Annotated in this window: 19 protein-coding genes; 13 read left to right on the top strand and 6 right to left on the bottom strand. The window is 45.5% G+C overall.

The genetic code is table 11. The features are described 5' to 3' along the window. Positions 1-98: 98 nt before the first annotated feature. Entirely contained in the window at positions 99-2,543 is a 2,445-nt protein-coding gene (locus NIES208_RS09600) for a serine/threonine-protein kinase (protein ID WP_171971748.1), read from the bottom strand. Between the two features lie 237 nt (positions 2,544-2,780). Between NIES208_RS09600 and NIES208_RS18945 the strand changes: the two genes are divergently transcribed. Together NIES208_RS18945 and NIES208_RS09595 are read left to right on the top strand one after the other, a co-directional pair. Next, the gene (locus NIES208_RS18945) at positions 2,781-2,957 is read left to right on the top strand and encodes a hypothetical protein (protein ID WP_171971747.1); all 177 of its coding nucleotides are present in this window, start codon (positions 2,781-2,783) and stop codon (positions 2,955-2,957) included. A gap of 50 nt (positions 2,958-3,007) precedes the next feature. Continuing rightward, a complete protein-coding gene (locus NIES208_RS09595; RefSeq protein ID WP_075892122.1) occupies positions 3,008-3,631 on the top strand; it encodes an exopolysaccharide biosynthesis protein in 624 nt (207 codons plus the stop codon). Here the strand turns inward: NIES208_RS09595 and NIES208_RS09590 are convergent. Both NIES208_RS09590 and NIES208_RS09585 read right to left on the bottom strand, forming a co-directional pair. Beyond that, positions 3,628-4,539 (bottom strand): mechanosensitive ion channel family protein, encoded by a 912-nt coding sequence (locus NIES208_RS09590; protein ID WP_075892120.1) that lies wholly within the window; start codon positions 4,537-4,539, stop codon positions 3,628-3,630. The genes NIES208_RS09595 and NIES208_RS09590 overlap by 4 nt on opposite strands. A 1-nt stretch (position 4,540) precedes the next feature. Next, positions 4,541-5,770 carry a hypothetical protein gene (locus tag NIES208_RS09585; RefSeq protein ID WP_075892118.1) on the bottom strand — a complete coding sequence of 410 codons (1,230 nt, stop codon included), beginning with the start codon at positions 5,768-5,770 and terminating at the stop codon, positions 4,541-4,543. Between the two features lie 291 nt (positions 5,771-6,061). On the opposite strand from NIES208_RS09585, the gene NIES208_RS09580 reads away from it, so the two are divergent. Next, a complete protein-coding gene (locus NIES208_RS09580) occupies positions 6,062-7,588 on the top strand; it encodes a c-type cytochrome (RefSeq protein ID WP_225875284.1) in 1,527 nt (508 codons plus the stop codon). 3 nt (positions 7,589-7,591) lie between these two features. Then, positions 7,592-8,188 carry a hypothetical protein gene (locus NIES208_RS09575; protein WP_139325029.1) on the top strand — a complete coding sequence of 199 codons (597 nt, stop codon included), beginning with the start codon at positions 7,592-7,594 and terminating at the stop codon, positions 8,186-8,188. On the opposite strand, the gene NIES208_RS09570 is transcribed toward NIES208_RS09575, so the two are convergent. After that, on the bottom strand, positions 8,171-9,043 hold the full coding sequence (locus tag NIES208_RS09570; RefSeq protein ID WP_075892114.1) for a DMT family transporter: 873 nt from the start codon (positions 9,041-9,043) through the stop codon (positions 8,171-8,173). The two genes, NIES208_RS09575 and NIES208_RS09570, sit on opposite strands and share 18 nt — an antisense overlap. A gap of 331 nt (positions 9,044-9,374) precedes the next feature. Here NIES208_RS09570 and NIES208_RS09565 point away from each other — a divergent pair, with 331 nt between their 5' ends. The 5 genes from NIES208_RS09565 to NIES208_RS09545 all read left to right on the top strand — a co-directional run bounded on the left by NIES208_RS09565 (position 9,375) and on the right by NIES208_RS09545 (position 15,413). Further along, entirely contained in the window at positions 9,375-9,872 is a 498-nt protein-coding gene (locus tag NIES208_RS09565; protein ID WP_075892112.1) for an Hsp20/alpha crystallin family protein, read from the top strand. A gap of 310 nt (positions 9,873-10,182) precedes the next feature. Continuing rightward, positions 10,183-11,541 (top strand): hypothetical protein, encoded by a 1,359-nt coding sequence (locus NIES208_RS09560; protein ID WP_075892110.1) that lies wholly within the window; start codon positions 10,183-10,185, stop codon positions 11,539-11,541. 100 nt (positions 11,542-11,641) lie between these two features. Continuing rightward, on the top strand, positions 11,642-13,327 hold the full coding sequence (gene ilvD / locus NIES208_RS09555; protein WP_075892108.1) for a dihydroxy-acid dehydratase: 1,686 nt from the start codon (positions 11,642-11,644) through the stop codon (positions 13,325-13,327). 58 nt (positions 13,328-13,385) lie between these two features. Then, positions 13,386-14,441, top strand: a complete 1,056-nt coding sequence (locus NIES208_RS09550; RefSeq protein WP_075892106.1) for a HindVP family restriction endonuclease — start codon at positions 13,386-13,388, stop codon at positions 14,439-14,441. A 3-nt stretch (positions 14,442-14,444) separates the two neighbouring features. Further along, positions 14,445-15,413, top strand: coding sequence for a DNA cytosine methyltransferase (locus NIES208_RS09545; protein ID WP_315861632.1), 969 nt, complete (start codon positions 14,445-14,447; stop codon positions 15,411-15,413). Between the two features lie 316 nt (positions 15,414-15,729). Here NIES208_RS09545 and NIES208_RS09535 read toward each other — a convergent pair whose 3' ends face one another. Further along, the gene (locus tag NIES208_RS09535) at positions 15,730-16,533 is read right to left on the bottom strand and encodes an OmpA/MotB family protein (RefSeq protein WP_084176588.1); all 804 of its coding nucleotides are present in this window, start codon (positions 16,531-16,533) and stop codon (positions 15,730-15,732) included. A gap of 160 nt (positions 16,534-16,693) precedes the next feature. Here NIES208_RS09535 and NIES208_RS09530 point away from each other — a divergent pair, with 160 nt between their 5' ends. The 4 genes from NIES208_RS09530 (at position 16,694) to NIES208_RS09515 (ending at position 21,021) form a co-directional block, all read left to right on the top strand. Continuing rightward, positions 16,694-17,404: a hypothetical protein gene (locus tag NIES208_RS09530; protein WP_075892102.1), complete on the top strand. Its 711-nt coding sequence runs from the start codon at positions 16,694-16,696 to the stop codon at positions 17,402-17,404. Positions 17,405-17,500: 96 nt separating this feature from the next. Then, positions 17,501-18,124 (top strand): protoporphyrinogen oxidase HemJ, encoded by a 624-nt coding sequence (gene hemJ, locus NIES208_RS09525; RefSeq protein ID WP_075892100.1) that lies wholly within the window; start codon positions 17,501-17,503, stop codon positions 18,122-18,124. Between the two features lie 241 nt (positions 18,125-18,365). Next, on the top strand, positions 18,366-19,217 hold the full coding sequence (locus NIES208_RS09520; protein WP_171971746.1) for a FecR family protein: 852 nt from the start codon (positions 18,366-18,368) through the stop codon (positions 19,215-19,217). Next, positions 19,201-21,021, top strand: coding sequence for a CHASE2 domain-containing protein (locus tag NIES208_RS09515; protein ID WP_075892096.1), 1,821 nt, complete (start codon positions 19,201-19,203; stop codon positions 21,019-21,021). The genes NIES208_RS09520 and NIES208_RS09515 overlap by 17 nt, the downstream gene beginning before the upstream one ends. 782 nt (positions 21,022-21,803) lie before the next feature. On the opposite strand, the gene NIES208_RS19230 is transcribed toward NIES208_RS09515, so the two are convergent. Beyond that, positions 21,804-21,974, bottom strand: coding sequence for a helix-turn-helix domain-containing protein (locus tag NIES208_RS19230; RefSeq protein ID WP_216349392.1), 171 nt, complete (start codon positions 21,972-21,974; stop codon positions 21,804-21,806). Positions 21,975-22,733: the final 759 nt, after the last annotated feature.

Raw genomic sequence — 22,733 nt, 5'->3', positions numbered from 1 at the left:
CAATATTGGCATTGTTCTAACCAAAATTTGTGAACTGAGGCGATCGCCCTTTTACCCTTGCAACATCCAGCGAACCCACAACATTTAGATCAATCCTCCTAGGTAATGTGCTGTAACACCATACCCGGATTAACTTGACTCACCATTTCAGAGGACTGCAATTGCCGACGCATTGCCGAAGGTGAACCTTCTGTAAACTCAACCTTATTGCTGCTGGCATCATTGTTTTGCTGCTTTGCTTGAGCTGCAGACCACCGTTCATAGGCTTCTTTGATTTTTTGCTTTTCACTGTATTCAACAATTTTGACCTCCGCTAGCTCATGGTGCTTGGAGTCATCAGAAATCTGCTCAAGGAAAACCACCGCTTCGCTAAACTCCCGCGCTTCCGCATGATTAACCGCCTGCTGGAGATAAAAATGATTACGAATGGCTTTTTTGCCTTCATATTCCGCGAGCTTGTCTGTAATGACATTGGCAAACTTACTATTAGGCGGGGCTTCGGCTAAGGTTGCTAGAGCCTCATTGAACTTATAGTTTGTCGCTAAATCGAAGGCCTTTTGCACTCTGGTGTAGGCTGCCACATCAATTTCAAATTGTGCGGCCTCGATCAGTGGGCTAACTTGTTCCTTGAGGGCTGGATCTTTGAGTTCTTTGCCCTTGGCGACTACGTCTTGCCAGTTTTGCGCCTCGTGAGCTGCCTGAATCCCCTCGATTTTTGCTGTTTGCGCTTGAAGTTCCCCTTCCCAGTTCACAAGATTTGTCTGGGCATCTTGGTAATCTGGTGCACCTTGGGGAATCGCTTTGGCAATATTAATGGCTTCCGGTAAATTGCCTTGGGCATAAACATTCTGTGCCCGTTGGAATTCGTTTTGGGCAGGTGTGGGTTTCGGTGCTTCTGCAACAGCTGGAGATTCTATTTCTGTGGTGGCTACTGCTATAGCTTCTGGTTCTGATGTTTCTGTCGGTGTGGTTTCTGCTGCTGTTTCACCTTGACCTTGCTGAAGTTCCCCTTGCCACTGGGCTAAATTTTCTTGGGCTTGTTGGTAGGCCGGGCTTTGTTGGGGAATGGCCTTCGCGATGGCGATCGCCTCAGGTAGATCCCCTTGGGCATAGGCATCCTGCGCCCGCTGAAAATCATCACCCGGCTCGGGTACATCCCCCGTCGCCATATTTTTAATGAGATGTTGCAAGCCAAAGGCAATCAATAGACCATTCACAATAACGATGCTGATACTAATCAAGGCAAATACAGGCAACTTCTTCGGGCCAGACTTCGGTCGCTTGAGTTTGAGCGGTAAATCATTGGCGCTAAGTTCTGACGTACTTTCAGCCTCTTGAACAATGTCATCGCTATGCTCCAGTTCTGCAGCGAAAGAGTCATCAAAATCAAGAGATTCATCTTCACCCTGAATAAAGGTTTGCTTATAAAAATCCTCATCGTCCTTTTGGATGTAGGTATCCTTAGCCATGGCTGGTGGCAAAATAGTCTCCTCTAGAGATTGGGGTTTGGGTCGTTTTTGAGCTTCAATAGGCCCTTGGAGATCCTCCGGTAGTTCTTCTGGCTTCTTAAATAACGTGGAATCATCAAAGGAAATTTTGCCGTAATCGAGGGGGACATCATCTTGTTCTTCATCAAAGGTATGGATAAAAGCATCCAGCTCGCCAATAAGATCCCTCGCATGGCGGAAGCGATCGCCAATATCCGGTTTCACCATCCGTGTAACGATTTCCACTAGGCGGCGACAAGCCTCAGGGTGTTCAATCTTGACATACTGATCCCAAACAAACTCCCCCGTGTGACTATCTTTTTTGATGCGAGCAGGGTCAAGACCAGTCCATGCCTGAATCGCCATAACGCCCAATGCATAAAAATCACTACAAGGTTGCGGCTGACCATTCATCTGTTCTGGCGCTAAATAGCCCGACGGACTAACAGTAATTTTTGTCCGTAGCGACGTGATGGAGGTATCTTCATTGCTCTGGAAGCCCGGAATATACTGCGCTGAACCAAAATCAATAACCACGAGGCGACCATCCGTGGCACGGCTAATAATGTTGTTCGGCTTTAGGTCACAGTGAATAATCTTTTGGCTGTGGATAAACTGCAACGTCTCACAAATGTCGTGGATAAAGCGAGCAACCTCATACACACTCCAGCAATTATCGCTGTACTCGCTCATGGGCAAAATATTGTTGACAAGTTTGCCTTCAACGAGATCTTGCACTAAATACCAGCCCTGATCCGTAATGCCAAAATAATCCACAAGGCGGGGAATCTGGGGATGAACGCTGAGCACCTGTAAATGCTTCGCTTCCTTGAGAAACAGACGCATATTGGTCTTGTACAGACGGGGAATCTCTTTGTTGTAGGGGTAATGTTTCAGAACGCATTTCGGTTCATTGGGCTGGGACAAATCCTGCACGAGATAAGTCCGCGACAATGCGCCACCCTTGAGCTTGCTCAGAACTTGATAACGCCCTTGAATAATACTGCCGATAATTAATGTATTGGAACTGGAGTTTTTCTCTAATAGATTGCTCACATTCACCACCCTAAAGATTCCTTACCACTGTTCTGAGAATCGGCAAGATTATCCGGAAATTCCAATCCTGAAATCTGTCAAGGCTAGGACAATATTGAGGGGGTGAATCTTTTATCTCAATTTATACCTAAGGGTGTTGTTTGAAGGTGTTTTCAGACAATATGGGTGAACTTAAATACTTGATAAAAAAAAGTTGCTGAGAATAGTCATTCTGGCGCTCTGAAATGCCTCGAAAATATGGTGCAAAGTTATTTGTCGGGACAATTTGCCCGCGGTAAGATGGGTGATCTTATTAAAGAAATAACGAATGTGGCATCTCAAATTAAGCCTATAGATTTATGGGCGTTACTTTTGTTTTCTCATGGTTTGGTGGGCATTTTTGGCGGTAATGGTCGGGGAAATTATTTAGGATAGGTAGAAAATAAGCTATTCTCGTTAGCTGATCGCCTGTTTTGGAAAAATGTATGGCTCGCTTATCAAAGGAACTGAATCGCTATTTTTTTGAAGAAGATCGCGGTGAAACGGTGAGCCTTGCCCAAGTGATTGCCCTCGCTGAAGAAAAAGTATTTGGCATTGTGTTATTACTCCTTGCGTTTCCCTCGGCGCTGCCTGTGCCTGCACCGGGCTATTCGACTCCCTTTGGGATTATGATTTTTTTGATTGCGGGACAGCTAATTTTGGGGCGTAGGAAGCTCTGGCTGCCGGCATCTTGGCAACGCAAAACGATTTCAACGAAAAAAATTCAAGGCATTTTAAAGAAGGGCTTGCCGTGGCTCCAGAAGGTCGAGGCGATCGCCCACCCCCGTTTACCGATGGTCTGCCAAAGCCAAGGGGGAAGGGTTTTGATGGGTTGTACGATTTGTTTGATGGCGATGTCGATGAGCATTCCGATTCCCGGCACGAATACATTACCTGCCATTAGCGTATTTTTGACGGCGTTTGGGTTGCAGGAAGACGATGGGTTAATCAGCGCCGCCGGGATGGTGCTTTCCATTGTGATTGCAGTGCTAATGGTTTCTGTGATTTATGTCTTCTTTAATGGCGGTTTGAGTTTACTCGATATTCTCAAAAATACGATCAAACCCTAATTGGGAAGTTGTCCGCTGCCGATGCCGCCTTCGGAGTCTGCCATTCGCGCAAATTCTGGGTAGGGTAAATCATGGCGTGCAAAGGCTTGCTTGGCACGACGAATCAAGTCTGTTTTGTAGATAAATTCGTCGCGGGCATCCATGGGATAACAGCGGAGTTTAAATTGTGTCCCCCAATATTGCTCTTCCATAACGACAACAATGGGCAATTTAAGCTGAGTGTATTTGCTGCTGTAGGCGGCTTGGTAGAGAATCGAAATGATCTTTTCGGCATCGGCATGGTGCGCAAAGTAAAAACTGGTGGCAACTTGGGCTTCGAGATGTCCGGTATTGGCATTGGAAATTGCCTCTGTCCAAGTTTTGTTGTGGGGCACTGTGACCACATTGTCGTCGGGGGTTTGAATCTGGATACCCCGCAAGCCATAGCCCACGACTTCGCCGTAATGGTCTGCGATTTGGATGCGATCGCCCATCCTGTAGGGGGCTTCAAATAGGGCAATGAGACCGGCAATTACGGAGCTGGCATAATCTTTAAAGGCGAAACCAAGGGCGACGGCAATGGTGCCGGTGAGGGCGAAAAGATTACCTTCAGATAAATTAAGAAAAAGATTAAGCAGGTAGGACAGACTGATCAGGAGAATGAGTGCTTTCCAAAATGGCAAAGCTTGTTTAATGGCTAACCGAAAACGGCGGGGCACCCGTTCAGAAATCCAATCGGTGGTCGCTTGAATCAACCAGAAACTACCATAGGCGATCGCCACAGTCATCACTGCTTGTAAAACCTTATTAGCCGTGATCTCCGTGAGGAGTTTATCCGATAGCTCCTGCGACTCTCCCGACTCCCCTGTTTGGGCGAAAAATAAAACCGTTTGAATTTTGAGCTGGGCGAGGAAAAATAGCGTTTTCATCCTAGTCGTCCCCCACAAAGAAATTATTATTGTTCAGTTCAGTTTTTAACTTTGAGTAATGGGTTGCCTCGACGGTTAAGCCACCATTAGCCCGTTCGATCAAACCTTGCCTCAGTAATGCTTGAATTTCCGACTGAATTTGTCCTTCCTCTTGCCCCAAACTAAAGGCAAGGTGGCTTCGGGTCATTTGACCGTGAATCAACAGCGAATGCATTAAATAACGATCATCACCACTCAGTGGCGGAAAAATCGGTAGCGAGGGGCGCACTTCATGGAGGGCAATGGGTTCTTTTTGATCGTCGTGTTCCCCTAAAAGCTCTAATTCCCGGAGGTCTTCTGTGGCTTCAAGAATATCTGTTTCGAGTCGTAAGCTTCGTAACCATAGGCTTTTGGCAATACTACTGACCCCAAGGGATTTGCGGGCTAATGTATCCCAATATTCGGGGCGATCGCCACCTTCCTGATGTTGAGATTGATGATTATCCTCCTCCGGTGGTGTCGCCACAATGGTTTTAACGAGGGGATCGAGCCACTCTTTTAACATGTCACCATCAAGTTCTGGGAGGGGTTTTACTTCGCTAAAATAGGCACTCACTTGACAGACAAAATCTAAAAAGTCCCAAGCCCAATGGTTGCAGCCCATCACCCAAAAACAATTGCGATGGCGAATGGCGACATCCCGTAGATACTCAATGCTTTCCCAACCGCCGATACACCGCAAAAAACATTGCTCCAAGCAAGGCACTAAAATCAAGGTTTTTCGATTGTCTAGGGCATCTGGGTCGGGTTGCTGGTCTGGATCCCTAGAGTCCGGCGGATCGATTTGAGCATAGGGGCGCAGGGCATTTTCCACTTGATATTTCAGTTGCCAAGGGTCTAGTGGCCGCGTCAAACAGGGTAGGGGCGTAATGATCGATGCGGGTGGATCAACCCATTGCCGTAAACTATCGTTCAAAATTGTGCCGATGGGTTCGACGGGACTGCCGAGGAAAACTAAGCTGTTGGGCGCATCAAGGTTTTGCTGCCAGGCTTCGATGGCGGCGCTAATTTCTGTCTGGACAGTGGCTTGGTAGGGCTGCGGGCTGGGTAAAGCCTCTAGTTTCTGGGCAATTTGGGTTTTGAGCAGATCCGGCAGCTCAACGAGTCCGTCACTGGCTTCAATCACGGTTGTCGCTTTCTGGAAACGGAATTGCAGGTATTGCTTCAGGGACTGAACGGCAGAATTAATCATTTACATCCGAGGGGTGGACTGACCCTGTCTCTACCATAGGGCGATCGCCGACCCTCGAGGATTTATGTCATGGATATTTGCAACTAGTTAAATGTTCGGGCGTGATCCTTTGGCTATTTAAACAGTTTTTGTTGGCTGGGATTTTGCACTAAAACAGTTCAAGTAATGTGGGGATTTATTGCAAGATCTGACAGATTACGGTGTCAAAATTGACGGTTAAAATTTCCTTGGTTAGATTTTGGGAAAGGCTGCTTGATCTTGGTTTTGCCAAATCGTGGAGGATTTCTCAAGGTGATAAATGACCCTCAAAAATTAGGCGATCGCCCTCCCCATCGTGCGGCTAAAAAACGAATTTTGCTAGCTATTATTGCGGTATTACTCGCCTTAGTCTTGTGGTTACTCTGGCCTTTCCTAACGAGTCGACCTGCCTACTATGCTGATATTGACGAACATTTCCGTTACGGCACTATTGGCGGCGAAAGTACAGATGGTATTCCCTACTGGCTATGGAAAGCTTTGCCCGTCGTTTTTGAAGATCGGCTACCTCCAGATCATCTGCCCGGCGAAGGGATGACAGCCTTTGGATTTATGCAGGAGCCTGACCACGATTTACCCATCGGTTTTGCGAAATCGTCCCGTCAAATTTTGCCCGCCCTTGGTCTTGATGTCGTCACTCAAAATTGCGCCACTTGCCATGTCGGTAAATTGCGGGAAACGCCGACTGCTCCCGTCACCTTGATCTCTACCATGCCGGGACATAACGTTAATTTACAGGGCTATATTCAATTTTTGACGGCGATCGCCCCTGACGAAAGATTTTCGGCAAAACATATCATGCCCTACATTGCCGAGATGGGGGCGAATCTAAATCCCCTCGAAAAACTCGTCTACAAATTTTTTGTAATTCCCCAAGCCCGTGAACAACTGCTGCGGGAGCGCCTTGATCTGGCATTTATGGATCGTCAGTCGCAGTATGGGCCGGGGCGTGTTGATACTTTTACTTCTTACAAAACTCGTCGTTTTGGTTTTCCGGTGGAGTTGCTGCCGCCAGAACAACTCAATGGCATCGCTGACTATCCCAGCATTTGGAACCAAGGGCCTCGCGCTGGTATGTACCTCCATTGGGATGGCAATAATAACAATCCTGATGAACGGAATCGCACGGCAGCTTTAGCATTAGTTGCTCCGGGGAATTTGAATTTTGACTCACTCTATCGACTGCAACAGTGGCTTAATGATTTACCAGCTCCCCAATATCCCTATGCAATCAATCAAGATTTAGTGGCGCAAGGGAAACCAATTTTTGAAGCGAATTGTGCCAGTTGCCATGACATTCTCAATCGTCCCGATAAGCTCAATTTAGAAACGGTTATACCGATTGGTGACATTCAAACAGACCGTGGCAGACTGGATTCCTATACCTATGACCTGACCTCTAACCAATATTTATTGTTTAGCGACATCACCTATCGCGGTGAGGATAAACGTTTCAAAAATTACCGCAAAACTAATGGCTATGCCAGCGCCCCCCTAGATGGCATTTGGTTGCGATCGCCCTATCTCCACAATGGCTCTGTGCCAACCATGCGCGACTTGCTGAATCCCCCCGCAGAACGTCCCACCACCTTTTACCGGGGCTATGACGTGTATGACCAAGAAAATATGGGCTTTGTCACCACGGTGGCTGGGGAAAATAGCAAACAGTTTTTTCAGTACGACACCAGCTTAGGAGGCAACGGCAATGGCGGTCATCTCTACGGCACAGCCCTCAGCGACTCTGATAAAACGGCTCTTATTGAATATCTCAAAACCCTTTAACCCATGAACAGCATCAAGTTTAAAAAATCATGGCAGGTGGCGATCGCCGCGACGCTAATAGCAATTGTGTTGATACTCTCGTTGTCATTTTTAGGAAGTTTGCGTGACTACAGTCGCCCAGTTTCAGCGGCTTATTATCAAAATGCAACAACTTTCAGAGCGGGAACCACGGGTGTACCTTTCTGGATTTGGGTGGTTTTGCCGCGCCTATTTCCAGAAAAATTACCGGCGATCGGAGGTTACACCGCATTAGGTTTAACTTGGGAGCCGGGAGAGCAATTGCCCCAGGGGCTAACCCAAGAAAAACGTGGCTTATCGAGGGTGATTTTAGAAACGTCGGATGTTCCGTTTGATCTGGATGCCTATTCTAAATTTTTGATGGACTGTGCTCAAGATCCTCGTTTTAACCCTAATTTTCTGTTGCCTGAAATTACCTACAACGTCAATTTGTCTTGGCGCGAAAAATTACTGTATCGCTTTGCTGCCATCCCAACGACCAAGTCGTCATTAGTTGCGGAACAGCAACAAATTTTCAAACAAGTGAATATAAGGTTAATACGTCGGGTGTTTCTCGCCATGCTCCTATCTGATGAGCAATAAACCAATCCCCACTAATGCAATCACCACACCACCGAGGGATCGCCAAGTGACTTTTTCGCGTAGATAAACACTGATACCCACGGCAAACAAAGGTGAAGTACTAAGTAGCGTCGCCGCAATACCGACCGGCGCAAATTGAAAGGCCGTCTGATGGAGCCACAGCCCAACAAAAGAGCCGCCAAAGGCTGCCCCGGTTATCGCTTGCCACTGGGGAAAAGATAAAGCCGAGAGGGTGAAATTACCTTTGTAGCCGAGCCAGAAGGCGAGAATGACCGTGCCCAAAACCATCCGTAGGGAGCTGCTCCACAGGGAATTCAAGTCGCTATTTTCCAGCACATCTCGAATAAACATCGCCCCTAATCCTTGGGCTGCGCAGGATAAAATCCCCCACAAACTTCCTCGCAATAAATGAGGCGATCGCCCCGCCGTTGTCCTTTCAGTGATCACCCACACCACGCCGAGTAAGGTCAGAGCAATGCCAATTAGCCCATAGACAGTAAGACTTTCCTTGAGAAACACCCATGCAAAAAATGCCCCAAATAGCGGCGTTAATGTTTGCAGCAATAATGCTTTGCGCACACCGACATCTTGTAACGACAGAAAATAAGCGGTGTCGCCGATGGTAATGCCCAAAATGGCGCTAATCACCAAATAAAACCAATGGAGACTACTCAGCTGGGGCAGATGGGGGTCGAAAATGAGTAAGCTAACAGCAAAAAAAGGCAGGCTTACTAGTCCACGGTAAAAACTAACTAACGTCCCTGAAATTTTTACTGTGACAAGAATTTTGTCATAAATGATCGCGGAAGCTGACCAGATACCTGCTGCAATGAGGGCAGAAATTTCCCCAACCATAATGACCTTGACGACTTTGCCAGATCAGATTGTGGCATATTTATTCGTCCCTAGTCTGGGGGAGGCGATCGCCCCAACCCCATAAACAACCGAAGAAACAGTTTTTCAAAAAAGTATAAAAGCTCCTTTTCTTTTATTTAGTTAGAAATTTTTATAAGCCAATTATTCGGAAAACCGTAATATCAGATCGGCTTTCAACATAAATTTAAAAAACAATCAAATTTCCGTGGAAAACCCAACAACAAATGTGAGGTTATTTCACTACTTTATCTAATAACTAATTGGCATAATGAAAACGTGAACAAAACAGATTCTCTCTGGAGGTCAATATATGTCTATCGTACGCTTTTCTCCTTTCTCTGAACTCGAGACTGTACAAACCCAAATGAATCGTATTCTCGATGAACTCGCAGGCTGGCAAAGTGATGAAAAAGCTGCTTGGCGTCCTTCTGTAGAGCTCCTCGATGGCGATACCGAACTCACCTTGAAAGCGGCTTTACCCGGCATTGCCAAGGATGATATTGACATCAGCCTAACCCGTGAAAGTATTCGCATTAGCGGTGAATACAACTACCAAAAAGAAGACCACGACAAAGGTGTTTATCACTCCGAGTTCCGCTATGGTAAATTTGATCGTTCCATCGTTTTGCCTGTAGCCATTGACCATGAAAATGTCTCTGCTGATTTTGCCGATGGTGTCCTCACTTTGACTTTACCGAAGGTTGTTCCAACCTCTAAGAAAGTTGTGAAGTTGAACCTTGGTGGTAAGCAGGAAACACAAGCTCCGGCACCAGTCAGTGACGAAGGAAATGCTGACGTAAACGGCTAATTTTTCCTTGGGGCGATCGCCGATCGCCCTGCTTCCCAACAACTTAAAAACTAGACAATCGCGTCTCCTACACGGTCTGTGTGAGAGATTTTTTTTGTTACCTTTCTTTTTGAGGAATTGGTAAAGAAAAGGCTTTTTTTGCCAGTTTTATGAAGACTTTGTGTGTAATCTCTGATGGTTTTCCTAGTGGAAATTTTTTTTCTACGTGATTTTAGTGAATATCCCTGCCCCCCCTTTTTTTCCTTTGAAAAGCAATGTAAAAAGGATGCAGAAAGCATCTGCATTAATAATATTCAAGGAAAAACAAATTATGTTTGCTCCTAGTTTCCGTAAACGCAAAGTCCAATTGCCAAACACTTCCTCAGACAAGGTTTTAGCTTGGCACCGTCGCCCGGAGCAAACATCTCCTCAGCAGTTTACAGAAATGCAAATTGGCTACCCTAAGGCAACATTTGAGGGTCAAGCCGCTGCTATTGAGCAAAATGAACGGCCTGATGAAATTATTGAAGCAAGTGAAGAAATCCTCAACTTTTTTGTGGAGCTGAGTAGGACGGCTTCGATATCTTCTCTACTTGAGCAGTTTGATATTTTCTTTATTAATCATGATCCGAGTGGTATTCCTGCCCAGCTAAATCATGCAATTTATCAGTTGTTGGTTTATAACTGTACGGCTGATTTTATTTATCTGTTAAACCGCTGTGCGTTTTTAATTGTTAATACTTGTTTTCTACAGAAAAAAATAAAGTATGTTGAAAAGCTGATGGGACTATTTCAAGGGCGATCGCCCCTTGCTTCCAATGCGGCATTATCGACCCGTAAGTTTCGGGATTGGGTTGAAAGCTACATGGATAGTCGTCAGTACAAAGTCTTAGCGTTATTTTCTCCGGCTGTAAAACTGCAAAAGAAAACTTGGCACGACCGCTATGTTACTTTAACGCTCCTCGCCCAAACCTTTGATGCTGAAGTTTCTATCGAACAGCGCCAGGCTTGTCAGTGGCTTTATCAGTTTCTGAAGAGTCGTTATAAGTTTCAGCTTGTCATGTTTTTGGCTAAGGGGTGCGATGCGGCTCCGAATGAGGAAAAAGTGCGCAATCCGACATTCATCCATCCCGCGACTTTGAAGCTAATCCAAAAGGTTGTGGTGAAACGCAATCAGGGCTATCCGCAAATGGCTGAGGATTTTTTGGCTCTCCATGAGCATGATATTTATGGTGATTTTAAACAGGCACTCGTTAAATATTTGCTGATCTCCATTGGTGGCGATCGCCGGTTGAAATGGTTACCACAAAAACTAGAACAGCATTTAGCAGAGCTCCACCCTGAAAAAAATAGTGTGACCGTGGGCCATCACCTGATCACGAAAACCTGCGATGAAATTATTCGCTATCTGCTCAACCCTGAAAGTTTTGCCGATCCGACCCATCCTTTTACCTTGCTAATGATCCAGCGGGAATTTCTGTCCCTAGGCATTATTTTGCTCAAGCTAGTCCTTGTCTCACCCCGTAGCTACGGACAACTAGTGATCTCCCTCAATGAGTTAATGCAGCACTATCACCACAAATCCAAGGCGGAATGTGAATGGCTAACGGGTCTGCTCGAAACGGTACAGGTAATTTTAACTTTGGCGGTGAATGAGGGTCAGTATTATTCCTTTACGAAGGCTGTGTAGTGTGCCTTTTGATTCGGTGCGAAACTACCCAAAAGCTCGAAAACGACAGACAATATAAACGTTATTCTGATGTAACTGTACATATTTATTCTGTTTTGTTATGAGAGAAAATCGTCGTAGTTGGGTTGTTACTGAAGGTCATCAACGGAGTCCAAACCGAGCCCTGCTCCGTGCTGTGGGCTTTGGGGATGATGATTTTAAAAAACCGATTGTGGGGCTGGCGAATGGGTACAGCACGATTACGCCTTGCAATATGGGGATAAATACTCTGGCGTTGCGGGCTGAGACTGCGCTCCGGGAGGCGGGGGCAATGCCGCAAATGTTTGGCACGATCACTATTAGTGATGGCATCTCCATGGGGACTGAGGGGATGAAATATTCCTTGGTTTCCCGTGATGTGATCGCGGATTCTATCGAGACGGCTTGTAATGGCCAAAGTATGGATGCAGTCCTTGCCATTGGTGGTTGTGACAAGAATATGCCGGGGGCTGTTTTGGCGATCGCCCGCATGAATATTCCCGCAATTTTTGTCTATGGCGGCACAATTAAACCGGGTCACCTCGACGGCGAAGATCTAACGGTGGTTAGTTCTTTTGAAGCGGTGGGTCAGTTTAGTGCAGGCAAGATCACCGAAGAGAAATTAATGGCGATCGAGAAAAATGCTTGTCCCGGCGCAGGTTCCTGTGGCGGTATGTTTACGGCAAATACCATGTCTTCAGCATTTGAGGCGATGGGTATGAGTCTGCCCTACTCTTCCACCATGGCAGCGGAAGATGAAGAGAAAGCAGTAAGTGCAGAGGATTCTGCAAAGGCATTAGTGAATGCGATCAAACATCAGATTTTGCCGAAGGATATCCTCACCCGCAAGGCATTTGAAAATGCGATCACGGTGATCATGGCGGTCGGTGGTTCAACAAATTCTGTGCTGCACCTGTTGGCGATCGCCAATACGATTGGTGTGCCCCTCACCCTTGACGACTTCGAAGAAATCCGTCAGCGCGTACCCGTGTTCTGTGACCTCAAACCCTCCGGCAAATATGTCGCCACCGATCTCCACAAAGCAGGTGGCATTCCCCAAGTGATGAAAATGCTCTTAGATCAAGGCTTATTACATGGCGACTGCATGACCATTACCGGAAAAACCATTGCCGAAAACCTTGCCGACATCCCCAGCGAACCACCCGCCGATCAAGATGTGATCCGCAAATTCGACAATCCCCTTTATCAGGTGGGTCACCTCGCCATCCTCAAAGGTAACCTTGCCCAAGAAGGTTCCGTCGCAAAAATTAGCGGCGTGAAAAAGCCTGTCATCACCGGCCCCGCCAAAGTTTTCGAGTCTGAAGAAGAATGTCTCGATGCGATCCTTGACGGCAAAATCCAAGCAGGTGACGTTGTAATTGTCCGCTATGAAGGCCCCAAAGGTGGCCCCGGTATGCGCGAAATGCTTGCGCCCACCTCCGCCATTATCGGTGCAGGTCTAGGAGATTCTGTTGGTCTAATTACTGACGGTCGTTTTTCTGGCGGAACCTATGGTCTCGTGGTTGGTCACGTAGCACCGGAAGCCTATGTCGGCGGCAATATTGCCCTTGTCCAAGAAGGCGACAGCATCACCATCGATGCCAATCAGCTTTTGTTGCAAATCAACGTTTCTGATGAAGAACTAGCAAAACGTCGTGCTGAGTGGAAAGCCCCTGAACCCCGTTACAAACGTGGTGTCCTCGGTAAATATGCAAAGATTGTTTCTACCAGCAGCAAAGGCGCTGTAACCGATATCGATCTGTTTTAAAACGTTTCGCAAATCGGAAAGTTTTTTCTCGATTCAGATTGAATTACACAAACACAATATGGAACAGCAGAAACCGCGTCTCTTTGGGCTAGATAATTCAAATCGAGACTTTACCTCTAAAAATGCATGGGGCAAAAATCAATTTAACTCATCTTTTCCAGCGGCTCTCTGCTGTTTTTTATACTCAAATCACCAACACGCTAATTATCTCAAAATCAGTAATAAAGCACTTGTTTGTGAAACAATAGATGTAGAAACGGCATTCCAAAATAATCCACTAGACGAAGATACTTATTTTGCATTTGAGTCGACTTTTACTCCCTTTCAAAAATATGTGATTGGTTCTTTAGCCAGAACAGATCTTGTAATCCAGCGAAAAAGTACAGGAGAATGCTTAGCCGGAATCGAAATAAAGCTTACTGCGCTTCCAGATAATACTACTTGTGATCTATCAGAAAAAAAATACGGTTCAGAGATTGTAATAAGACCGGATACTATTGTTTATCTTGCATGTAGTATTGCTTCTGCTTTGACTCAAGAGAACTTAAGGAACTTAGTCAAACCCATTCAACAGATTCAAGATTGGAGTGATGCTACGCAAATATTGACTTACATATCTCGAATAATTGACAGATTAGCGAATCTCACACAAGAGCTTGAGCCTCAGCAATCACCGTTTTTACTCCAACCTATTTGGAAAACATTGGGAAAGTCTCCACGACTTGCAGAGCACTGTTTAGATGTTTTCTTTTGGAGTGATGCTGGGTTTGCATATTTTATAAGTCAAATAGCGGATCCAAACTCAAAGGCGACTCGCATTACTCGCCAGACGAGAACGGCAGTTTGGCTTTATAAAATGCTATTGGATATTGCAGAAAGTCAACGCTTTGATCCCGAAGAAATTATCGATAAGCTTTCGTACAATACTAAGAACGATAAAGCATTTGCTTCCTCTGGAAAGATAACAAATAAATTCATGTCATGTACCAGACTCGAAAAACCAATAATCAAAAAAGATCAAATCAAAGAGATTATTCTAGGAGGAGGACAACATTTTCTGAGTCCTGAAAGACGATTTGATGCAATCATTGTTAATTCACCAGAGCTTTTTTAGTAGATGATGCAATGTGTTGACTTATTTTGCGGTTGCGGTGGCATGAGCCTTGGCTTTCAACAAGCAGGCATAGATATAGTTGCCGCAGTTGATCACTGGGACAAAGCAGTTGATATTTATAAAAAGAATTTTCAGCACCCATGTTATCTACATGATCTTCGTGATGAAATAGGCTGCCTAGAAATAATTAGTCAATATTCTCCAGATATGATTATTGGTGGTCCTCCGTGTCAGGATTTTTCTTCTGCTGGTAAGCGAGATGAGTCATTAGGAAGAGCAGATTTAACCTATCATTTCAGTAATATCCTTCTAGCTTATAGACCCAAATGGTTTGTGATGGAAAATGTTGCGCGTATCAAAAAAAGTCGTATTTTAAATGACATTATACGAGAACTAATAGAAGCAAACTATGGGCTTTCTCAAATAGTTTTAGATGCTTCATATTATGGAGTTCCTCAAGCTAGAAAACGATTTTTTTTAATTGGAGAGTTAAATGGAAAACACTCTCAATTAAATCCAATTCTGGAAAGTAAGCGATCTAAGAAACCCATGACAGTCAAAGAATATTTAGGTGATTCTTTACAGCTTGAATACTACTATCGTCACCCAAGGAACTACAGCAGACGAGGTATTTTTTCTATAAATGAGCCTAGTCCTACAGTTCGAGGTGTCAACCGACCTGTCCCCAAAGGTTACTCCAAACACCATGGCGATCCTGCTAATGCAAAACTTGATCAGATTCGTCCCTTAACAACTATTGAACGCTCTTATATTCAAACTTTTCCCAAACAATTTCAATTTGAAGGAACAAAAACGAGCTTAGAGCAAATGATCGGTAATGCTGTTCCTGTGAACTTAGCACAGTTTGTTGCATCAGCAATCTTGGAATATATAGGCTTGGGAGATTACCAAAAATATTCTCAGACTCTGTTTGATCTTGCTCCATTCACTAGTCAAACAATCAAAATCTAGTGTTAAAATTATGTTCAAAGGAAAATATAGCCGTTTGCAACTGAAGTTATGTAATCAGATTAATGCTGTTACCGAAGATGCTCAGATTGCTTATGCCTTTCTAACAGTTGCGCTGTAGTTTTGGCGATCGCCCCATCACTCCGAGTAACAGGTAATATTTTGTCCTGTTTAGAAAATGGTTGCTTGCCAATTAGGCTGGTTCATCGAGCCTCTAATAGAAATGCGGACATCTGAGTAACAAGCGATCAAGACTTGCCCGTTCTTCACCCTTGTAGAAACACTTAAATTCTGACAGTGACTAACTTTCTCGCTAACCTTAATCTGCTTGAGTGGTAATCTCAATCCGTTGATTTGCATTTTGATCATCGGCAGCGAGGGGTTGGCTGTCGCCATAACCCACCACTAACCAGCGATAATTACCATCAATTTGAGCGTCTAGAAAAACCTTTACTGCTTGTGCTTGCTGGAAAGAGAGAGCTTCGGCTTGCTCGGCATTTTCCGGGAAACTATGACCCGCAATTTTAATGGTGTTTAGTCGGGTTTGTTGTAAATCGATGGCGATCGCCCCAAGGATTTCTTCAGCTTCGGTGGACAGTTGACCACTATCGTTAAACAAAACATTGCTGGGTAAGGTGATTTTTAGATCATTACTAGGAGTCGTTGCGGTGGCTTCGGTGGCAGAAAAGTCCTCTGGGTCGGCGGCGAGTAATTCCGTTAAATTCCCTAGACGACTGGCAAGATTACCATTCTGTGTACCGATTTCTAGCTCTGCTTCCAGCTTCTGGGTACGGGTCGTCAAAACCTGCAATTGCGCTTGAATACCCGCGATCTCTTCTTCAATTGCCGCCCGCTCCTCTTCCCCAAGGGTTGCCACTGTTTGATTAAGTTCTGGTTCAGCAAGATCCGTAAAACTGGCGGAACCCTGAAATAGCCTCAAGAAAAGTGGTTTTTGGGGATTATTCGTCGGCGTTAAATGTCCTGCCAACAACCCTAGGGCGATCGCCCCGGCGGCAAAACCTGACAGCACAACAATACGCAATATAAAGACGATGATCCATTTTGTTACGGAAGGACGGCGAACCGTTGACTGAGCTTGGGGTTGGGACGAAGATGAACTCACAGTATTACAAAAGTACTAAATGTAACGGGCAACGAAACATCGGGGAATTAATAAGTTATCGCCATTGTAATGCCCACGGGAAATTCCCCCACAATTCTCTTTGCGAGTTTTTGCATCTTACCGAGACAGTTCTGCACATAATTTCTGCTGACTTTGTACCATGTCCATTTCTGCTTCTTCGCCTGACCTTGTTCGCGATCCGCTCAATAGTCCTTTTCCGCTGCCGTGGCAATGGATCCTTGATACCCAAGGGGCTGTCAGCAGGGGTAAACATCCCGGAAAAGAGCTTTACCGTAGCCCCTCTCTATATGATCCCCATAGGTTATTTGCCGCCTACTGTCGGGTGCGCCTTGATCTCAAAGCTGCTATGTACGAGGGTCGGGTGACCAGTACTTTATTTATTGAAAATCTCCAAACGGGTGTGCTGAATACGGTGATCGCGCGATCGCCCCTTGCTCCCCATCCTTTCCAACAGGAAGACATTGTTGATGCACCGGGAATCATTTCGCTGATTATGCCGGTGTCGTGGTCAGCCGATGGCAAAAAATTGCTCGCACGACAGTTTGAGGGATTTTTAGGGAGTTCTGATGTTAGTGACTATGGCGTGATTTGGGATAGTGAAACAAAGGAGACTTTTACCCTATCTCCCAGTGCCGTAGTCGATTATACCCATGCTATTTTATTGGGCTGGAGTGACCATCATCCTGACCATGTTTTATTCCAAGCAGGCTGTATCGGTGAGGAACATTGGCAAAATTGGGCGGTGGCCATCAATGGCCAAACGATGTCTGCATTGGATGATGCTGGGATTGTTTTTGGGGAAATGGGCTCAAATATTTGGTCGGGTAGTAACGCGAAATTTAACATTTAGTTGCAACTTCGACGAAATTCTGGCGATCGCTCCCCCCACCCTTTTACACTGGCTAGAACTATAAAAAATTTTATTGAAAGAGATTAAAGACTTGCTATGGCACAGTTTTGGTCAGATATCGCCCCCCAAGCCTATTTTTGGTTTAAGGCTTTTCACATTATCGGTGTCGTGGTCTGGTTCGCTGGGCTTTTTTATTTAGTGCGGTTATTTGTCTACCACGCGGAAGCGGAAAAGGAGCCGGAACCGGCTAAGGGCATCCTCAAGAAGCAGTATGAACTGATGGAAAAGCGTCTGTATAACATCATTACCCAGCCGGGGATGTATGTGACAGTCGCCATGGCGATCGCCGTTATTTCTACCGAACCCGCTGTACTAAAATCTTGGTGGCTCCATGCCAAACTAGCCCTTGTGGCATTGCTTTTGGTGTATCACTTCTACTGTGGCCGCATCATGAAAAAGCTGGAAGCTGGCGAATGTGAATGGACTGGCCAGCAATTTCGCGCGCTCAATGAGGCTCCGACATTGCTCCTTGTCACCATTGTGATGTTGGCAGTCTTTAAAAATAGTTTGCCCCTCAACTGGACTGGTGGTCTAATTTTGGCTCTGATTGTCTTTATGGCGGCGGCTATTCAGCTCTACGCCAAGAAACGCCGCCATGATCAAGAAAAACTGCGCCAAGCCCAATCTCAAGTTGCCACAGAATTGGTTTCCAACTCCTAGGGCGATCGCCTAGCACTCTTATTTCACATGGTTTTTTTAGAAAATCCTCAACGGCTAAGGGCTGTGGGGATTTTTCTATTTCTTTAAACTTTTCACGGGAAATTTAAGACATTTTGCGTATTTTTACGTAATCTATCGGTTTTACTATAGGAGTAGTGAATGGGTTGATTAAGTCCCCAAATTCCATGGATTCATGAAATTCCCCCGAAATCTACCCACAATACTCTTCAGTGTCTTGTGTTTGGCTGGCTTTCCAGCAATATCAACGCTTACCTTACCAAGGGCGGCGATCGCCCAAACCAGTTCCCGCAGTATGGAAGTACGCCGGACTATTGGGAATGTCACCTTTCGGAATTCCTTTACCCGTGCAAAAAATGGCGATCGCCTAACCCGCGTTGGAGAGGGATTATCAACAGGATCGCGTTCCAGTGCAGTTTTAGCCCTTGATGAAGGGATTGGCAGCATCAGTGTCGCCGCCCAAACGAGTTTTTTAATTAAAGAATTCAACACCACCAGTAATGGCGGTAAGGTCACAGTCATCGAAGTAACAAAGGGACAAGTACGCGTTAATGTTCGACCCTTTAGCAATCCCCAATCTCGCCTAGAAGTCAAAACCCCAGCCGGAATTGCGGGGGTGCGAGGCACAGAGTTTGGCGTAGCCGTAGCTGATAATGGACAAACCAATGTACTTACCGATAAAGGGATGGTCGAAGTTAGCGGCCAAGATGCAGGTGAAAGCGTCGAAGTGAAAGCAGGCTATGCCACCATCGTGGTGCAAGGGGAAGCACCGACACAACCCGTGCGATTTACCGAAAACCTCGATATGGAGATATCCCGTGCCCGCCTTAATGCCAATGGGGTGTGGGAAATGACCGGACAAGTCGATCCCTTTAATTTTGTTTGGGTCGATGGTGAGCAAGTGCAAGTGGCTGAAAATGGCACATTTCAGGTGAACTATGATCGCCTACCACGAGGATTAACGACCTTCCGTATTTTGTCGCCCCTAGGCTCAACGAAAACAACCTATACCCTCATTCGTGAAGCAGGTTTCCCAATTAAACTGCGTGGTGAAGACGATGAATTTGCCGGTTAAACCTTGGGCATGGCTCGGCGGTCTGGTGGGACTTGGCTGTGCGGTGCTGTGGCAAGTGGGGGCTTGGGAAACCTTGGAGCGGGCGGCTTATAATACCCTGATGCGATCCCAGAATTTGCCAGTTTTCCCAGAAAAGCAGTGGGATGAGCGTGTGGTGGTGATTGCCATTGATGAGGCGAGTATTGAAGCCTATGGCCGCTTTCCGTGGGAACGCAGTTATTACATAGACCTCCTGACTCAGCTTTCCTTTGCGCCGCCGGCTGCCATTGGTTTTGATGTTATTTTCAGTGAGCCGACGGAGCATGATGCGGTCCTCGCTGAGGAGATGATGTTTGGGGGAAATGTGGCGATCGCCCAAGCTATTCGTAAAGATTTAGAACCGATTGAGGTGTTACCAGAATTTACGGCAGTGGCAAAATTAGGGCATATTGTGGCGCGTCCCGATCCGGATAGCATCATCCGTAAAGGCATTTCCTACATTGGTGATTTTCCCTCCCTTAGTGTGGCGATGTTGGAGATTTACCAAGACACTCTCGATTTAACGCTCTCCGCGCCAGACGAAGAACTCGAACGCATTTTTTTTGACATACCAGAGCCAGTCGCCCAAGGAAAAGAACAACACCACACACTCAATTGGAAACGTCCCAGCGCGGATTTTCCGACCTATTCCTTTAGTGATGTGGCAAGCGGCAATCTTGATCCAGATATTTTCGCGAATAAGCTTGTCCTGATTGGCATTACTGCAACGGGTTTTGACCCGCTACAAACGCCCTTTGAGCTGACCCCCCCTGCTTCGGCGGTGTATTTCCATGCGGTGATGTTGGACAATTTTTTAACGGATTCTTTTCTGCGGCGATCGCCCCATATTTTGACATTGGTGGCTCTTTTGCTTATCGCTCCAGCAACGATGTTTATTCTCACGCCCCTAAACTTACGGGGCAGGTTACTGTTCCTCACTTTGGCATTTGTGGGTTGGTGGACTGTCGGTTTATTGAGTCTGGTATATGCTCAGCTTTTACTCCCAGAAATTGCCCCTTTAGGAACCATTTTGCTGGCGGCGATCGCCCTACAATTTTATGAGCAATACGAAAAACAAGAACTCATGAATTTGTTTGCCCGCCACGTGTCGCCGGAGATGGCCGCAGTGATTTGGCAGCGCAAAGCGGAAATTTTTAGCCAAGGACAACTAGAACCCCAAGAGCTGACGGCAACGGTTTTATTTAGTGACATTCGCGGCTTTACTAAAATTTCTGAGCATTTTCCCCCAGAGGAACTTTTACCCTGGCTCAATGAATATCTCCACGAAATGACTTTGTGCATTATTAACCACGGTGGCATTGTCGATAAGTATATTGGCGATGGCATTATGGCGGTGTTTGGTGTGCCCTTCGCCCGTGAGACGAAAGCGGAAATTCAAAGGGACGCGATCGCGGCGATCGCCGCCAGCCTAGAAATGCACGACAAACTAAAACCCCTTAACAAATCCCTTGCAGCCAAAGGATTACCCCAAATTGAAATTGGCGTGGGTATCCACACAGGCAAAGTGGTGGCGGGAACAGTTGGTGGACAAGAGCGACTCAGTTATTCCGTTGTGGGCGATACGGTCAACACCTCTTCTCGCCTCGAATCCTTAAATAAAACCATCTCTAAAAAAGGCGATTATCCTTTTAATATCATACTGAGCCAAGCAACATTTCAGCTCATTCAAAACCACTACACCACTAAAAGTTTAGGGAATATGGCCATTCGAGGGCGGGACAAAGCAATGCAACTATACACAGTAGTTGGTGGGCAAAATCCATAATAAAAAAAGAGGCGATCGCCCTCCTACTTCGTTACCCTTAAACAACCTATAAGATCTGTGGGCGCAGCGTAACGCACAAATGTTTAAGACATTTTGAGCCAAACAAAAACCTCACCAATAGAAATCTTCAAAGTGATGTTCGATAAAAAAATCAACTCATCATCCTATAAAAAAAGTTGAGGTTATACCAAAACCGTTATGTAGAGTCAGAAAATATGACTCTTGTCTATGGCCACCAAGAATAGTTTGTGAGTTGTCGAATCTGCCTTTTAAATTGTTCACCGAAAACACAACAACGTTGGGCAATAATCTCCTCTAAACAGTCCAAAGAGTGAGGTGCCTGATTCACAATGGGCTCATCCACTAACGACCATAATCGTTCTGCTAGCGGTAGTTCTGGAGAATAAGCGGGTAAAAATAACAGTTCTACGCCCTCTTTTTGCTGGATGTCACCCTTAAAACTGGCTTGGGCTTCTTTGTCTGCTTTGACATGGCTTGGCCTCGGTCGCTTTCAGCTGAAGCCTAACCCTCTTGAGGTAATCCCATCCTCTTTTCTTTGGGGCCAGACTTTCTCTCTGCCTGTTTCTCTGGCTATCCATTGAGCTACCTTCGGTCCTGTCCAGATACCCCCATCTTCTGGTGATGCTTGCAAACATTGTTTTAATTTTGCCTGTTGTTCTTTGTCTAATAGTTCCGGTTTGCCTGGAGGGATAATCTCTCGACGCCGATGACGTATCTCCCCTGCCTCCTTCTTTATTGTAGGCACGCACAATTTTTTGACCCTAGTCATAACTGATGCCTACTGCTTGAGCGGCTTTTTTAATCGTCCAACTTTGGCTCAATAACCATAGCAATTGGTATCGACGTCTCTCCACCCGATCTTCTCCTGTAAGATACTTTTCCTTCAGTTTTTTTGGACTTAGATACTCAGCGAGTTTTGCTTGTCTCGGCATGAATTCTCTCAAACTCTACCCTTTTATTCTATTTGCAGACTCTACTTATCGGATTTGGTGTTATTTGTTTGGTTAAAAAGCAAGAATTTGGCGATCTCCCAGATCAATGAGCCAACCTAATTGACAACCATTTTCTAGACAATACAAAATATTTTGCTCGCTCGGTTCAAGCCTTGCTCTCGTGAAAAAATTTCAATTGCCCAGTCCGAGTAGATCAAAAAAATATCTGACAATACATTCCCTAGCAGCTTTCATTTCTAGACACGCAAAAAAAATCCTGCAATAATACCTGCCGAGAAGTGAAAGTTGTCACAGCTCCAGTTACTTGCAATAGTATTTCTTATTTAACACTACATTTTTTCATTTCTTACTACCTTTCAAGCACCCCAACAACACTATACATAAGATTTGTTAATGAAACATATCGAACAAATCAGGGGAACAAAAAAAGAAATATTAAATTTTATCAATTTAACGTACTAGTAGAATCCCATAAATTGTTATGCATATCAGGGTAATCGCATCAAAATAAAAGACAGGAAAGGGGTAAAGTAGAGGAGTTTATCAAAATGCCCTGCGACCTGACAATAGAGACATTACGAGCATTGGCTTCAACTTAAGCATCTGAGCAATCATGTCAGCCCCCATATTTCTGTTAGTCGGGCATCGATTTGACGATGCCTTTTTCGTTTGGTTTTAATTAAGCCTAACAGCTTGGCATGCTGTTGATAAAAGTTGATTAACGACTCCTGTGGATTT

Source organism: [Limnothrix rosea] IAM M-220 (assembly GCF_001904615.1).
In the GTDB taxonomy this organism is placed as follows: domain Bacteria; phylum Cyanobacteriota; class Cyanobacteriia; order Cyanobacteriales; family MRBY01; genus MRBY01.
The sequence above is the reverse complement of the archived record's forward strand: the minus strand, read 5'-3'. Positions and strand labels throughout refer to the sequence as shown.

What these genes read in the sequence shown, in the direction of transcription:
- NIES208_RS09570 (WP_075892114.1), bottom strand. Translation starts at nt 9,043, where the DNA reads ATGGTTGGGGAAATTTCTGCCCTCATTGCAGCAGGTATCTGGTCAGCT.
- NIES208_RS09545 (WP_315861632.1), top strand. Translation starts at nt 14,445, where the DNA reads ATGATGCAATGTGTTGACTTATTTTGCGGTTGCGGTGGCATGAGCCTT.
- NIES208_RS19230 (WP_216349392.1), bottom strand. Translation starts at nt 21,974, where the DNA reads ATGCCGAGACAAGCAAAACTCGCTGAGTATCTAAGTCCAAAAAAACTG.
- ilvD (WP_075892108.1), top strand. Translation starts at nt 11,642, where the DNA reads ATGAGAGAAAATCGTCGTAGTTGGGTTGTTACTGAAGGTCATCAACGG.
- NIES208_RS09515 (WP_075892096.1), top strand. Translation starts at nt 19,201, where the DNA reads ATGAATTTGCCGGTTAAACCTTGGGCATGGCTCGGCGGTCTGGTGGGA.
- NIES208_RS09530 (WP_075892102.1), top strand. Translation starts at nt 16,694, where the DNA reads ATGTCCATTTCTGCTTCTTCGCCTGACCTTGTTCGCGATCCGCTCAAT.
- NIES208_RS09550 (WP_075892106.1), top strand. Translation starts at nt 13,386, where the DNA reads ATGGAACAGCAGAAACCGCGTCTCTTTGGGCTAGATAATTCAAATCGA.
- NIES208_RS09560 (WP_075892110.1), top strand. Translation starts at nt 10,183, where the DNA reads ATGTTTGCTCCTAGTTTCCGTAAACGCAAAGTCCAATTGCCAAACACT.
- NIES208_RS09590 (WP_075892120.1), bottom strand. Translation starts at nt 4,539, where the DNA reads ATGAAAACGCTATTTTTCCTCGCCCAGCTCAAAATTCAAACGGTTTTA.
- NIES208_RS09585 (WP_075892118.1), bottom strand. Translation starts at nt 5,770, where the DNA reads ATGATTAATTCTGCCGTTCAGTCCCTGAAGCAATACCTGCAATTCCGT.
- NIES208_RS09565 (WP_075892112.1), top strand. Translation starts at nt 9,375, where the DNA reads ATGTCTATCGTACGCTTTTCTCCTTTCTCTGAACTCGAGACTGTACAA.
- NIES208_RS18945 (WP_171971747.1), top strand. Translation starts at nt 2,781, where the DNA reads ATGGTGCAAAGTTATTTGTCGGGACAATTTGCCCGCGGTAAGATGGGT.
- NIES208_RS09575 (WP_139325029.1), top strand. Translation starts at nt 7,592, where the DNA reads ATGAACAGCATCAAGTTTAAAAAATCATGGCAGGTGGCGATCGCCGCG.
- NIES208_RS09595 (WP_075892122.1), top strand. Translation starts at nt 3,008, where the DNA reads ATGGCTCGCTTATCAAAGGAACTGAATCGCTATTTTTTTGAAGAAGAT.
- hemJ (WP_075892100.1), top strand. Translation starts at nt 17,501, where the DNA reads ATGGCACAGTTTTGGTCAGATATCGCCCCCCAAGCCTATTTTTGGTTT.